At 51.1% G+C, this 14,612-nt stretch carries 14 protein-coding genes; 4 read left to right on the plus strand and 10 right to left on the minus strand.

All coding sequences use genetic code 11. From position 1 onward, the window contains the following. The first annotated feature begins 73 nt into the window (after window positions 1-73). The 3 genes from hpxD (at window position 74) to ACMYSK_RS10055 (ending at window position 2,662) form a co-directional block, all read left to right on the plus strand. Window positions 74-1,111, plus strand: coding sequence for a molybdenum cofactor-independent xanthine hydroxylase subunit HpxD (gene hpxD, locus ACMYSK_RS10045; protein ID WP_434642511.1), 1,038 nt, complete (start codon window positions 74-76; stop codon window positions 1,109-1,111). A 13-nt stretch (window positions 1,112-1,124) separates the two neighbouring features. Then, entirely contained in the window at window positions 1,125-2,096 is a 972-nt protein-coding gene (locus ACMYSK_RS10050) for a PDR/VanB family oxidoreductase (protein ID WP_434642513.1), read from the plus strand. Window positions 2,097-2,320: 224 nt separating this feature from the next. Continuing rightward, on the plus strand, window positions 2,321-2,662 hold the full coding sequence (locus ACMYSK_RS10055; RefSeq protein WP_434642516.1) for a hypothetical protein: 342 nt from the start codon (window positions 2,321-2,323) through the stop codon (window positions 2,660-2,662). 175 nt (window positions 2,663-2,837) lie between these two features. Here ACMYSK_RS10055 and ACMYSK_RS10060 read toward each other — a convergent pair whose 3' ends face one another. From ACMYSK_RS10060 to ACMYSK_RS10090, 7 genes are all read right to left on the minus strand, one after another. Then, window positions 2,838-3,158, minus strand: coding sequence for a hypothetical protein (locus tag ACMYSK_RS10060; protein ID WP_434642519.1), 321 nt, complete (start codon window positions 3,156-3,158; stop codon window positions 2,838-2,840). Continuing rightward, the gene (locus ACMYSK_RS10065; RefSeq protein ID WP_434642522.1) at window positions 3,155-3,397 is read right to left on the minus strand and encodes a hypothetical protein; all 243 of its coding nucleotides are present in this window, start codon (window positions 3,395-3,397) and stop codon (window positions 3,155-3,157) included. Before ACMYSK_RS10065 ends, ACMYSK_RS10060 begins: the two co-directional genes overlap by 4 nt. Window positions 3,398-3,413: 16 nt before the next feature. Further along, window positions 3,414-4,127, minus strand: a complete 714-nt coding sequence (locus tag ACMYSK_RS10070) for a DarT1-associated NADAR antitoxin family protein (protein ID WP_434642525.1) — start codon at window positions 4,125-4,127, stop codon at window positions 3,414-3,416. Between the two features lie 4 nt (window positions 4,128-4,131). Beyond that, a complete protein-coding gene (locus ACMYSK_RS10075) occupies window positions 4,132-5,199 on the minus strand; it encodes a DarT ssDNA thymidine ADP-ribosyltransferase family protein (protein ID WP_434642527.1) in 1,068 nt (355 codons plus the stop codon). 362 nt (window positions 5,200-5,561) lie between these two features. Next, window positions 5,562-6,593, minus strand: a complete 1,032-nt coding sequence (locus ACMYSK_RS10080; protein WP_434642530.1) for an ABC transporter ATP-binding protein — start codon at window positions 6,591-6,593, stop codon at window positions 5,562-5,564. Window position 6,594: 1 nt separating this feature from the next. Next, a complete protein-coding gene (locus tag ACMYSK_RS10085; RefSeq protein WP_434642532.1) occupies window positions 6,595-8,169 on the minus strand; it encodes an ABC transporter permease in 1,575 nt (524 codons plus the stop codon). Window positions 8,170-8,193: 24 nt separating this feature from the next. Further along, on the minus strand, window positions 8,194-9,210 hold the full coding sequence (locus ACMYSK_RS10090) for an iron ABC transporter substrate-binding protein (RefSeq protein ID WP_434642535.1): 1,017 nt from the start codon (window positions 9,208-9,210) through the stop codon (window positions 8,194-8,196). An 803-nt stretch (window positions 9,211-10,013) separates the two neighbouring features. Between ACMYSK_RS10090 and ACMYSK_RS10095 the strand changes: the two genes are divergently transcribed. Further along, window positions 10,014-10,460, plus strand: a complete 447-nt coding sequence (locus tag ACMYSK_RS10095) for a GNAT family N-acetyltransferase (protein ID WP_434642538.1) — start codon at window positions 10,014-10,016, stop codon at window positions 10,458-10,460. A 605-nt stretch (window positions 10,461-11,065) separates the two neighbouring features. Here the strand turns inward: ACMYSK_RS10095 and ACMYSK_RS10100 are convergent. The 3 genes from ACMYSK_RS10100 to dgcJ form a co-directional block, all read right to left on the minus strand. Next, the gene (locus ACMYSK_RS10100; RefSeq protein ID WP_434642541.1) at window positions 11,066-11,365 is read right to left on the minus strand and encodes a hypothetical protein; all 300 of its coding nucleotides are present in this window, start codon (window positions 11,363-11,365) and stop codon (window positions 11,066-11,068) included. An 85-nt stretch (window positions 11,366-11,450) separates the two neighbouring features. After that, window positions 11,451-11,858 carry a hypothetical protein gene (locus tag ACMYSK_RS10105; RefSeq protein WP_434642543.1) on the minus strand — a complete coding sequence of 136 codons (408 nt, stop codon included), beginning with the start codon at window positions 11,856-11,858 and terminating at the stop codon, window positions 11,451-11,453. An 811-nt stretch (window positions 11,859-12,669) separates the two neighbouring features. Then, window positions 12,670-14,214, minus strand: a complete 1,545-nt coding sequence (gene dgcJ, locus ACMYSK_RS10110) for a diguanylate cyclase DgcJ (RefSeq protein ID WP_434642546.1) — start codon at window positions 14,212-14,214, stop codon at window positions 12,670-12,672. Window positions 14,215-14,612 lie beyond the last annotated feature (398 nt).

Genomic DNA, 14,612 nt, shown 5'->3' on the forward strand with positions numbered 1-14,612 from the left:
CAACACCCTAATATGACAACAATAAACTCACAACAATTAAACAAATGTATTTCTGTGAGCAGGAAGGTACACCATGAACAAACCCACGCTAACCCCGCCCGCCCATTGCACCTTCGATCCTGATGACTGGCTGCGCCTGGCCAAATGCTGGCATCCGGTCGCCCGCGCCGAAGATATCGGCCCCGCGCCGGTGAAAGCCACCTTGCTGGATGAGCCGCTGGTTATCTATCGTGTTAAGGGCCAGGTTGTCGTGGCTCGCGACGTGTGCCCGCACCGCGGCGTGCCGCTAACGCTGGGCTTTCATGATGAAGAAGGGATTATCTGCCCCTACCATGGCCTGCGCTTCGGGGAAAATGGGCGCTGCAACCGCATTCCCTCAAGCCCCGACCAGCCCGTTCCGGCCAGACTCAATCTCACCCGCTATGCGGTAGAAGAGCGCTACGGACTCATCTGGACCTGCCTGGCTTTTGATGCGGAAAACCCGATGCCGCTGCCCGTTCTCCCCCACTGGCACGATGACGGCTTTCAGCAGATCAACTGTCCGGCCTTTGAAGTCAACGGCTTTGCCGGTCGTCAGGTAGAGGGATTTCTCGATGTCGCCCATTTCGCCTGGATCCACACCGATACCTTTGCGGATCCCGATAATCAACAGGTTCCCGATTACGCTCCTCGGGAGACCCCCTTTGGCTTCACCGCCGATTACTGGAGTTCAGTGGGCAATTATCCAGCCAGCTCTGAATTTCGTGCGCCGGAAGGGTTCCAGTGGCTGCGCCATTTTGAGCTGCACCTACCCTTTACCGCGACCCTGACGATCCACTTCCCCGGTGACGCCAGGCTGGTCATCATGAATGCCGCCTCGCCGGTGTCATCACGGGTGACGCGGATGTTTGCTCCCATTGCGCGCAATTTTGACCTGCACGTGCCGATCGAGGAGGTCCATGCGTTCAACCTGCGCGTGTTCGAGGAGGACCGCCTGATGGTGGAGACCCAGCGCCCGGAAAGGCTGCCGCTGGACCTGACGCTTGAGGCGCATATTCCCGCCGACCGTAGTTCAATCGCCTATCGTCGCAGCCTGAAGAAAATGGGCTTTGGCGAGTTTTTCCTGGTGTAAGTGGAGAAAAGTGATGAGTGATGTACTGAAGGTGGTTGTCGACGGCTTGTGGCGCCAGGGGGACAAAAGTCTCGCCATCAGACTGATGGCCCACGACGGTCGGCCGCTTCCCGGCTGGCAGCCGGGGGCGCATATTGACGTACACCTGCCCTGCGGGATGGTTCGCCAGTACTCGCTGACCGGCCCGCACGCCGATGCCAGCCCCCGTGCTTACCTGATCTGCGTTGGCCACGAGAACGCATCACGCGGCGGTTCACGGTATGTCCATGAGACGCTGCGCCCGGGCCAGACGCTGCTTATCTCCCCGCCGCGCAATCTGTTTGCGCTGCGACACGCAGAGCGGGTAACGCTGCTGGCTGCCGGGATCGGCATCACGCCGCTGTATACGATGGCGCTGCACCTCGACGCTGCGGGGACGCCGTTTGAGCTGCATTACTACGTTAAGTCTCGGGCAAATGCGGCCTTTGCTGAGGAAATGGCGAAGATAACGACCTTCGGCAACTGCGTGGTTCATTGCTCAGATGAAGGGCACAGCCCCCGTCATACGCTAGCGGATACGCTGGGCAATACGCACGCTGGCCATCATCTGTATCTTTGCGGCCCGCAGGGCTTTATGGATACCGCCCGGCGCATCGCTGCTGAAAAAAACTGGCCCGAGGACCAGATACATAGCGAAGCATTTCAGCCGCTAAAGGCTACCGCCAGCGCCGATCACGATACGTTTACCGTCACGCTGGCGTCGTCGGGCGAGACATGGCCGGTACCGGGGAATAAAACCATTGCCCAGGTGCTGCAGGAAAACGGCGTTGCCTTCCCACTCTCCTGCGAAATGGGGATCTGCGGGGCCTGCCTGACGCCGCTGATTGCCGGCCAGGCCGATCATCGCGATACGGTGCAGTCTGAAGCTGAAAAATCCGCTGCCGCACAACATATCGCCCTGTGCTGCTCCCGCAGCCGTTCGGCAAATTTGTTGATTGATTTGTAAGTCCGCTTTTCTCCGGAGCCTGCTGATAGCCCCTGGTACAAGCGCAGGCGCCGGGCCTCCCGCTCACCCCAACCGCAATACTAAAAAACGATGTGGATCAGCGAGATATAAAATCATTCCATTTGTTTATAACTAAGATAAAAATTATTCATTTCATTTCTGAATCAATCACCGCCATATTTGTATGACAAATACGGTCACACTGAACGGGCTTCGCCGAAATCATGGTAACAACTCAGCAAGAGAAACTGCTTCAGGCCCAAAGCCTACAGGACCGGGGCTTATTGCGGCGCGCCTTAGCGCTATGGACCGAAATAGCTTTGCACGGCGAAAGCGAACTGATGCCGATAGCCAGGCACAAACAGCTGGAGATTTCAGCCCTGTTGAAGCAGCAAACCGTCCAGAAAGCGGCCGCGAAATATAACTGCCGATCCCATATCGCCGCCGATAGAGAGGCCATTATGGCCCATCTGCGTAACGGCATGAAGCCCAGGGAAATTGAAGGATTAACGCAGCGATCCAGCGCGTTTATTTACCGCTGTAAAAAGCTGCTGGCCGGAGAGTAAATTCGCAATATGACGATAGCTGACCAGCTTTCTGGGTATAGCAGCGTATGCCGCTATTCCCAGACAGGTGTTCAGGTACCCCCCCGATACACCAACCATAAAATGAAGTTCTATCCGTGTCTTTGCCAGCCAGTTATTGGCTGGCTTTTTTTAACGCCGCCTGAACAGGTCCTGGCTACTTACCGGGTCGTTTTTCATTCAGCAGTTTTGCATATCTGGCCCTGTTCTCTTCAAACAGCGCGTTAAATGCCTCCCGACTTTCAGGCGCCATTCCCGCCAGCATAGCCTCATGTTTCTCCTGTCGTTGGATGCGCTCCTGCACCGATTTCAACGCTGCCTCCATGGCAATGAGCTCTCCCGACAGGTCCCTTTCCAGAATGGAGCGATATAAAAACTCCCGTGCCAGCGTCCCGAGGGCATTATTGGCCTGGTTGATCGCGCTGTGGGTTTTGCTGAGTGATTCGGCAACGGCGGCCAGGATTTTGTTCTCGTTCATTTTGTCGTCTCCCCGTCCGCCAGCAGCGCCAGCGTTTCCGCCAGGCTCAGGTGAAACATCTCACGCTGCGCGACGGTCATCGCCTCCACTTCTTTGTTCACGGCCTGGATGCGTGCGAAGTAGTCGCGCATCACCGCTTCCCGAATGGCCTGTTTACGCGCGTCGGAAATATCGTCAAAGGTATCCACCGCCGTGACAGCGGGTACGTGGACATCACCATGGGGTAGTTGCCCTGCCATTGTCGCTCCTGGTAGCTTAGAAAAGACGCAAAGTGTGAAGATCGCCGTCGCTGGTGTTGTAAATGGTGAACCGTTCAATCAATGCAATAAACGCATCCCGCGCTGGAATCGTGGTTGTTAGCAACCCACGCTGGCGGAGCGCGCACCACAGCGCCACGGAGTAGGCCTGGCAGTTGATTGATTTCTCGGGGTTAAACTCGATATCGGTGAAGGCCGAATAGTCCAGAACCTGCTCTTTATAAAGTGAGTGGCTGAGCGCATTGAGATACAGCCAGTCGTAGAACGCCGTTTTCGGCTCCAGCGGCCAGATAACCGCCTCCCGCGCCTCATTAGGCTGAAATGAAAAATGGGCTAACCGGCCCGAGGTTTTCAGCTGTTCGGCACGTTTGGCCTCTTTTGGCGTCATGTACATCAGCTCGCGAAAAGGCCCGCCATCGATAAACACCTTGGAAGACTGGAACAGCGATTCCACGCTGATAAATTGCCCGCCGTGGCTCTGGACCCCCATGTTAAAGGCGCTGAGCTGAACGCCGAGGGCGTCCGGAGATTTACTTGAGACCTCCAGAATCTTTGTTCCTGGCGATCTCTGCGCATAACCTTCATGCAGCGCGGCAATAGACTTTTGTTTCTGGCTGACCGCCAGACCAGGCGACCAGCTGAAATCTACGTTAATAATGTCAACCAGAGCCTCCCCTTCGCGGGTCGGAATAAAGACGGGACGCACGGCCATAAACTCACCTGAAAGCAAAATGGGAAGGGTCAACCACGATGTTTACCGGACAATCGCGTAACCAGGGCGGGATAATATCCGCAGAATAAAAAATAACGTCACTGATAAACCAGGTCGGAATCTCGCCAAGATACAAAATTTCCGCCTGAATATCATGCGGGGAATCGCCGGAATCTTCATTATTTTCACCACAAAACATCGCCTGGAAGGCCTGATGCTTTTGTCGTTGTTCTACGCTAATGGCTTTGACTGCAGAAGAAGCCGCGTTGCTGTGGCAAAAAACGGCCCGCCTGAGCAACGTCCGGTGATCGAATGACGGCTGCGTGGGCCCGCTAATCAGCTCTTTTTTGATTTTGAGGATAACCCAGTCGCGATCCCGCAGCCCCTGGGTATATTTGTAGAGCATTTTCTTATTCACCTGGCCTAACGAGAGGGAGATGGAATCCCTTATCCCCTCCAGCCGCAGTTCGTCGTTATAGTGGAAAGCGTGATTGCCCTCTTCAAGTTTCCGCCGGCTAATAATTCCTGATTTAAATATACCGCGCAGATTCGACAAGTGGCTAAAGTGATACAGCGAAGCAATATTTCGCCGCCGGACCGAAGAAAAATCAATGGCTCTCGCCCAGTTAAATTGCTGAATCGCATAGAAGGGTTTATGCGTAATTAGCCGCATAAAATCGTCGTGTAAATCAGACATATAAGCGGGTGCCAGATGAGTTAACCCCGTCATCGCATAGCGCGTTAGCATATATTCTTTAAATCCGTCGATATGCATAATAAGGTTCAGCGCTTCCGTCATCGTAATACAAGGTGCCGCATTATTCCCGTCGGCAATTAACGAGCCTGGTGTCTTATCAGCCAGTATTGAACCGAAAGTTAATCGTCGCGCTGCCGGCCTGACCGGATCAACCTGTAGGGTATCGGTTTTGTGCTGCTCGACGTCAGCCAATGGGGCGGGTGCACGACTACCTGTTTTAGTAGGCGGCGCTTTTTTTTCAACGGGAGTTTCTTTTTTCTTTATTAAATTGCCGATAAAAACAAGAACTAAAAAAATGCCAATCACAGTCCACATATGAACCCCAGTACAAGCATTATTCTATTGTTGTGTGTTACAGCGCACGCCTTCGCGCTTCGCCGATAGCAAAAATGAAGTGAGTATTATCTTATTCGTATTTTTTGTTGTTCAGCAGCATCACGGAACGAGTGAAGAATGTGTGAACGACGCTCCACACTAATCTATTCATTCGGTGAACTCAAGGGCCAACGGCGGCCTGCACGCCTGTATAGCAGCCCCTGAGGTGCGACGAGAATAGCGGATATTTATCCGTAAATAGCGTCTTTTGGTCGCCGGGATGCCCGTGTCGACATCAATCATTCACCTCACGGTCGTCGGCAGAATAAATGACGCCAGAAAAATCCTGGCGCTATTTTCATTTATTGCGGAAGAAATACCCGCCCTTTGCCGCTGACCTCAATATCTACCCCGCAGCCTGGTACCCAGTCGGCCCGGCTGACGGTTTTGAGGGTCAGCGTCTGCTCCTGCTGCGCTATCGCCAGCGTTAGGGTCGACAGATGCCCGGAAAAATCAACATCGACGATGGTGACGGCACTGTCCTCTTTCCGGCAAGGGGTAATCACCAGCTGTTCCGGACGCAGCATAACTCGCCCGTGCCCCGAAGCATTATCGTTGTCGGTATGCAGCCATCCGATCGCACACTGCGCCCGTCCGTCGCGTAGTTCGGCGGGCAGCACCAGCGCATCGCCGAGAAACAGCGCCGTGGCTTCATCGACGGGTTGTGAATAAACCTCGAATGGCGTCCCCACCTGGGTAAAGCGCCCATGACGCATAACCGCAACCTGGCTGGCAAACGACAGCGCCTCGTTCTGATCGTGCGTCACGAGAATAGAGGCAATCCCGGTCTGGGCAAGCAAGTCCGCCGTCGCTTTTCGCGTCATGGCGCGCAACCCGGTGTCGAGGGCGGAAAAAGGTTCATCGAGCAACATCAGCGAGGGCTGCTGCGCCAGCGCCCGAGCCAGAGCAACGCGCTGCTGCTGACCGCCGGAAATCTCATGCGGCCAGTGCGTAGCCAGCGACTCGTCCAGCGATACCCTCTCCATCAATGCCGCGACCCGACGCCGTTTTTCCTGCCGGGAGCAATCTAAACCCCATGCGATATTGTCCGCGACATTAAGGTGGGGAAACAAGGCGCCTTCCTGAGGGACAAAACCGATACCGCGTTGATGAGCAGGAATAAAACCCTCTTTATCAAACAGCGTTCTTCCCTGCATCACGATGCGCCCGGTATCCGGCGTTTCAAACCCGGCGAGAATACGCAGCAGCGTGGTCTTCCCGGAACCGGAAGGCCCCACGATGGCCGTGCGGCTGCCCGGAGCCACCGTCAGAAAAAGGTTATCCAGTACCTGGACTTCGGCAAAAGATTTTGAAACAGACGTTAATTCCAGCATGTTACAGACCTGCAATTTTTTTCGACTGGTGATAGAGCACACCGGTCAACGGGAGTGAAATCGCGATCATCAGCATCGCGTAGGGCGCCGCAGCGACATAATCTATCTCGCTGGTTAATGCCCAAAAGCCGGTAGCGAGCGTGCGGGTGCCCAGTGGGGACAGCAGCAGCGTCGCGGTCAGTTCATTACTGACGCCGAGGAACACCAGCGCCGCCCCCGCCGTCGCCCCCGGCGCAGCGAGGCGCAGAGTGATACTCCACAGCGCCCGGGCAGGGCTTCTCCCCAGGCTCCGCGCGACGTTTTCCAGCTCCACCGGCGCCTGAGCGATTCCCGCCCGCAGATTGATCAGCGCGCGCGGCATAAACATCAGCAGGTAGGCCAGAAACAACGTCACTTCAGTTTGGTAGATGGGTCGGGCATAGTGAATGGTCACCGTGACCAGCGCCAGCGCGGTAACGATACCCGGCAGTGAGCTGGTCATGTAATTGCACCCTTCTAGCAGGCGAAACAGGCGATGCGGATAGCGAATCCCCAGCCAGGCGATGGGGATTCCGCAGGCGGTCGTCAGCAGCGCCCCGCAGGCGCCCAGCATGAGCGTCTGGCGAAGAGAGAGCCACAGATCGGCGTTCATCCAGTTCTCGATCCCTCCCAACCATAGCCAGCGGCACAGCACCATCAGCGGAACCCCTAGCGCCAGCAGCACCAGCGTTAACAGCAGCGTCTGGGCGGCAAAGGTGGTCACCATGCTCATGCGTTTGCGCTTCTGCTCCCGCGCGGCCCCGGCGCCAATGCGGGCGTAGCGCGCTTTTCCCCGGGAAGCGCTCTCCAGGAGTAAGAACGCCAGGCAGCACAGCGCCAGCACGCCGGCCAGCATATTTGCCGCCGGACCGCTGAATGTCGACTGGAACTGGTCGTAGATAGCGGTTGTGAAGGTGTCAAAACGGATCATCGCGTACAGACCGTATTCCGCCAGCAGGTGGAGCGCCACCAGCAGCGCGCCGCCGCAAATCGCCAGCTTCAGCTGCGGTAACACCACGCGGAAAAAGACCTTCCACGGTGGCGTTCCCAGCGAGGCGGCAACGTCCTCAAGCGTCGGGTCCAGTCGACGAAGCACCGCCGCAACCGGCATATAGATAAAGGGATAGTAGGCGAGCACCGAGAGGAACACGCCTGAAGAGAGACCGTGCATTGAAGGCACCGCGCTGACCCAGGCATAGCTCTGGACAAACGCCGGGATGGCCAGTGGAGCAACCGCCAGCGCCGACCACACCTGTCGCCCCGCCAGCGCAGTACGCTCTGTCAGCCACGCCACGGTTACCCCGAGCGCAATGCACGCCGGGACAGTCAGGACGCTAAGCCACAGCGTATTGCTGAGCAATTCCCCGACGCGCGGGCGAAATACCAGCGCCTTAATGGTCTCCCATCCGGTATCAAGGCCCACGGCAACCACAAAACCCGGCGGGAGGAGTGCTAATAATGAAAACAGGACCGCTAATGCAACCATCGGAAATGCAGGACGCCTGCGCTCAGGCAGGCGTCGTACTTTTTTTCCGAGTGTAATACTCAGACCAGACATAAGGTATTCACTTCACCGGAGGGATCACAGCAGGCCAGCTTGCGTCATCAGTTCGATAACTTTTTTACTGTTCAGCGAAGACGGCTCCACTTTCGGCGCGTCCAGCGCTTTCAGCGGCGTCAGTTTCGGGTTAGAGGCGGCATCGACGCCCACGGCATATTCAAATGCATTATTGGTTCTCAGCTCTTCCTGACCCTGTTTACCGGTGATCCACTTGATAAAGGCCTGAGCCTGCTCTTTGTGTTTGCTGGATGCCAGTACACCGCCGCCGGAGATGCTGACGAATGCGCCCGGATCCTGATGTTTGAAGTAATACAGTTTGGTGTTTTTGCTGTTCTCACCGGTTTTGGCCTGATCGACAAAGCGGTAGTAATGATAAATCACCCCGCCATCAATTTGCCCGGCGTTCACGGCCTTCATCACCGTACTGTTACCTTTATAGGCCACGAAATTAGCTTTCATCGCTTTGAGCCAGTCCAGGGTGGCTTTCTCTCCCTTCAGCGCCAGCATCGCACTGACGATAGCCTGGAAATCAGCACCCGATGGGGAGGCCGCCCAGCGTCCTTTCCATTCCGGTTTTGCCAGGTCCATAAGAGAATGCGGCAGCTGAGATTCGCTGATTTTTTCCGGGTTATAGACAAACACGGTGCTGCGTGCAGCGATGCCCGTCCAGCGGCCGTGCTCAGGACGGAATTCCGGGGCCACCTGTTTTAAGGTGTCGGCATCGAGAGGCGCGAATAATTTCGCGTTATCGACCAGCACCATTGACGGAGAGTTTTCCGTCAGAAATACGTCAGCCGGAGAAGCCGTACCTTCCTGTACCAGCTGGTTTCCCAGCTCGCTATCGCCGCCGTTACGCAGGGTCACTTTAATACCGGTTTCTTTGGTAAAGCCATCCACCCACGACTTGACCAGGTTTTCATGCTGCGCGTTATAGACAACGATGCCTTCACCGTTTTCGGCCGCCAGGGCCTGAGGGGCAAGGAACAAAGAAGAGGCGACGAGCGCGACGGAGCAATAAGACGACAGGCGAAAATTCATGTGCTAATCCTTAGTATTTATGAACAAATGGCCGCCGATAGCCTGGCCGGAAAGGATTAAAACACAGAGAAATGGGAATGATAATGAAAACAATTCCCATAAAACAAAAACAGTGGAAAATACCGTCCACTATAACTTGCTTATTTGAATATGCTTTATTTAAAACAGCGGTAAAAGAAAGATTAAAATAACCTTAAGGAAAATTCTTTTTTTAACAGTAAAGATGAAATATATGATCGCGCTTGCATTTCTGACGATCGATGAAATCCTACACCATCAGAAAATATGACGCCAGTGAGCGCGTTTATTTGCAATCGATAGCGGTGAGTTGAGTCAGCGCACTTATAAACGGTGAATGCTGTCGGGAAAGCGACAGTCGCGAGCCATTTTTTGCCCTTCCCGGCTGTCAATACCGGTGCCGGGACGCATTGTGAACCGCAGAGTCAGGCTGTCGGTATCATAACCCAGTGATAGATCTTCCGAAAAACAGCATTACCGCAATACTATCATCCAGCAGGCCTGTTGATTTCCTTTTTGCATATTAAGTGCTGATGTTAACACGCGTTGTCGTGGCTATTAGATACGTTAAAATTAATTAAAAATCAATATGTTAACGCACTTCGCTTTCATGAATCTTGCCCTCTCACTCGCAGAATAACACGCCGTTATATCTGAATAATCACCGTAAAATAAAAGCAAAATAACTGTCACCACTTTATAGCGTATCCTTCAATGCCTGCGGTCGGGTATTTACAGGGCGATGATTCGGAATACAATCAGTCATCTTTGTGAAGAGGTAAAATATGAATATTTATCAGGCACAGCCCCAGGACGTGGATAAAATACTGCCCCTGTTTCTTGCTTATCGCGAATTTTATCATGTCGATATACAGCGTGAGCAGGCACGTAATTTTATTCTTCAACGTTTACAGCTTAATGAATCGACTATTTTCTTTGCTCAAGTTGACGGGAAAGTCGTGGGATTCACTCAGCTGTATCCGCTGTTTTGCTCATTAGAAATGAAGCGTATCTGGTTGCTGTATGATCTCTTTGTTGATGGTTCATCCCGCAAGCAGGGGGTTGCCGAGGCTCTGATTGCCCGCGCCGAACAGTTAGCCAACGAGTCCGACTCCGCATTTGTGATGCTCAGTACCGCTACGGATAATACGCAAGCGCAAGCGCTGTATGAGAAAAGTGGCTTCGTGCGCGATACGGATTTCTACGTCTATAATAAGCTGTTAAATAAGTAAAATGCACCGCTGTCCCCGATAGCCTATCGGGGGCTTAAGCGCCCGGCATATCGCCGGGCAGATATTGAGACGGATAGTCTGTTTCAATGTTTTATTACGTCATAAACGCACAGAGTGAAATATATAGCTCTCACGGAGAGTATTCGCGACAAGTGACATTATTTTGTTTTAACGTCAGATACCGTATTCCGCTCTTTATTTACGGTCAAACCTATCCCCGTTTTTTTCGCCGCATTCCAGAACGTTAACGGGTCTTCATCGCTTAGCCGCCAGCCATGATGGGTTAACCATGAAACTGCCGATGCGAGTTCCCGGCCGGTAATATGTTGTTTAACCGAAACCAGTACCGACGATGGCTTCTCTGCGACGCGATGGTTTTGCGCTTTTGACTGATGAATATCGCAGCCATTAGCCTCACTTAGTTGCGTTCACCCGCTCTGCTCAAGCTGCCTGCGGTATGCTTCACTTATCGCATGGGCAGGGATCATCGCCGACATTATCACCCCGCCCAGCAATGGCAATATTATTATTTTTTTACTCATATCCTCTCACCATAACATGATTTATTGACACTCATTAATGTCTCAGCGGTATAGTCCCGCCAGTTAAATTTTATCGTCACTTGATGACCAAAACTTATCACCGGGTTCCTGGCTGACAGCAGGCCGGGTTAGCCAGGCTAAAAAGCCAATTGCCGCACCTAATACTAATAAGACGACGGTGATCACCAGCACGATAGAAATCTCGGTTGAAAACATTTCAATGCTTATGCCACTATTTGCTTCTTTAAACAGAAAAACGCCTTCATCAAGGGTAAAATATGCAAACCAAATACAAAATGCGATAAACACCCAGAGAAGTATTTTCCCAGGCAATGTTCTTGTTTCTTTCGCTTGCCCGGCCATGATAATTTTCCAATACCGGTTGAAGTTAAATACACGGTCGGTATATGACGTTTCCGTGTAAGAGCGTTGGCAATATTCCGCAGGCTTATTGAACGGTCACTCCGGCGAGTCTGCCGGATGCCGTCATATCAAATGCCAGCGTGAAACCTGATTTCTGCCATCTGGTGTGTTCCGCATTGGCCGAATGCCAGCCCTCTTCCTGCATCAAATCCACAGCCTGACCCTGATACATTCCTGCAAGCCGGGTATCCAGGTCGTGTGCGAGTTCTTTTGCGGCATTCCGTTTTGTTAGCGCATTTCTGCTCTCCCTCTCGGGCCCCTGCGAAGCGTGTTGTCGATAGGCCTGATTGCTGTCGCAAGTTCCGTTTGCCTCGCTAACTTGTGTACAACCTGAGTTTTCCAGCTGTGCGCGATAGGCTTCGCTGATTGCAAATACAGGCTGAAAGCACGAGCCAACCACGATCGCTACCGCGACAATATGTTTAACGTTCATTAACAGCTCCTTTCAGCGATACCAGCAACGTGAACCATTATCCGCCTGACTGGCATCAGGCAATGTGGCGCAATCGGGTAATGAAATGCCCTCTCGCGTTATATTCTTTTCGCTATGATGGGCACGCTGCCCGTCGACTCCTGTTTTCATCGCGCATCCTGACAGGAGCACGGACCCGACCATTACCATAAATACTGTCATTTTAATTTTTAAACCCTGTCTGATTATATATTTTACATTCGCCCGTTTTTATTATTCCTGCGAAGTCATCGCCAGGTTAATGGGTCAGCAGCATCTTATTTGACATCGCAAACGAAGAGAAGAGGTCTGACCTGGCGTAAAACTCTGTTTTAACATGTTGTTTTAAAACAACAAAAAAAGCATAAGCTTTCTTTGTTATTAATTTGATAAATTTAATACCAAATTTTTGTTATTTTTAATTTAATTATTTAATCATCTTTCCCCTGGCGGATTGAAAACGATTACATTTTATTAATACTTTTCGTAAAAAAAGCGCTGCCCGCTTTCTTTTAAGATAACTCCGATAACAACAAAAATATTTACCACGCTAATTAGATGCACTCTCACATTAAGCATGAGAGTGATGAAACAGGACCGGATGCATAGAAAAATATGGGTTAGAAAACCTTAATGCAGCTGCTCACAGTCTGTACCAGAATATAACTATTATCCGATGTTGTACCACATGCAGATAATCAGAGTAAAAGAGGTGCCCGTACCGCCTTGGCTCAACTGCGTTGGCGGAAGCTGTATTGGGGGACATCGACAAGTGAGAAGGTTACTATCCGTATTAAGGGGCCTCACTTCCGTATCCCTGATGCGATACGCCATATTTCGTGCATTTCTGTCGATAGAGTAACGCATCGGCTTTCCGAAAAGCCTCTTCAACTGAATCGGTCGCGGTCAACTGATAGCAGCCACTGGAGAATTGGATGATGCCGCGGGTATCTCGTATTTTTACCCGTTGATTGATCCGCTCGATGAGTTCTGCCGATTTCCCCAGATCGTAACCGATCAGGATCAGGCTAAACTCGTCACCGCCCAACCGGATACCGTAATCATTTTTTCGGATAGACTGAGCAATCGATTGACCCAAAATTGAGATCACTTCGTCACCGACGGCATGACCATAATTATCATTAATCTTTTTTAATCCGTCGCTGTCAATTGCGATCGCGGTAACAGGAATATTTTTCGCCATGATTTTTTTTATTCTTTTATCTAAAGCCGGAGTGAGGATCTTGCGGTTATAGAGCGTAGTCATGGTATCAGTAACATTTTCCAGTGAAATGGACAAATGCTTCTTGATTTGCTGTTGGGCATAGCGACAAAGACTCCACGTACTAATAACATAAAGAATGAGTAGCCACAGCGTGCTGATGACAAGATATACTGCATCCAGTTGAATATGCAGAGTATAATAGTTCGTCATTCTTTCTCTGTATTTTATTGGTGAGAAAGTGGATATTGACGGTGTATGAAAAGAGATGCTGTCGCCCGTAGAGTTATCAGTTATGTACAATGATAAAAACTGCCATAGCAAAGGCCGATCGTGTGTATAGAAGGATGCAGTTAAATCGTTAATGGTAAAATCAGACACCAGCACACCTTTTATTTCACCATTTTTAAATACGGGGGTCAGCAAACTAATAATATTTTTCTTCGTGTAACGACCCAAATAAACATGCGATACAATACTTTCCCCATGATACAAATCATAGAGCGCTTCACTATCAATTTTTATAGTATGCTCACCAGCATAAATCGCAATGCGGCCATTTTCTTTTATCAACCAGTTATTGAATACAAACTGATGAGAATCAACCAGATGATTTATATACACATAGTCATTAACTATATCGATATAATATCGGGTGTTGTTAAAGCGGTAACTCGCATAATTTGAAAAGCTGTACTTTGGTCGGGTACCTGAAAGATCATCCTGAATAAGAATCAAAGCCGGTATATCTGATGCCCAATGAGCACACGTCGTATCGCGCGCCTGCAATGTTCCCACGAGATCCGGGAATGATTTATGTGATAAATTAAGTCCAATCACACCATTTATTTTTTCCTGGTATCGGCACACATCTGATACCGTCAACGGGGAGGATTTCATTGCAGAAAAACCTCTGGACAGCTGTGAAGCGACAACCTGATTAATATATTCTTCCTGGAATAAAGCTGATTTGCCGTTTTCAGAAATAGATTCAATGCTGGCCTGTAAGCTGCGATACTCGTGTACAAAAATTCCGGTAAAGATGACGGTTGTCAGCAGGATAATAATTGCAGGCGCATTAATATATTTTGATACAAGCCCAGAAGAGTATCTCATTCCCGACATCACCTGATTTTTCATTCAAGATTAGCATTGAGCATAACGATCATCATGCAGTTTATGTTTATCACTGAACCCAAGCGTGACTTGAGCCTCAATGTGATACTCCTCGCCTTGCCAGTTAATCCTTGATAAGCTGTCTCATTCAGTCGGTGGTTAATTGCATGATAATACTAGTAAAAGTTACCGCCTAATTTTTTAGTATAGCAGAGTTCTACATGATAGAAATTCCGAAAAGCCTCTTTGAGATTCACCTCCTCATCAACAGGTCCACTGAGAGGCTAAAATGCTCTTCCTGTAAGCATCATTCGGTAAAACCTGTTGAACGCTGAGTACCTGCGCACCATAAAAAGGCATTGCTGAGCGATACGTGCCTCATTACTCTGCCAGAAACG

It is taken from the genome of Klebsiella sp. I138, assembly GCF_051131765.1.
GTDB lineage: Bacteria > Pseudomonadota > Gammaproteobacteria > Enterobacterales > Enterobacteriaceae > Klebsiella.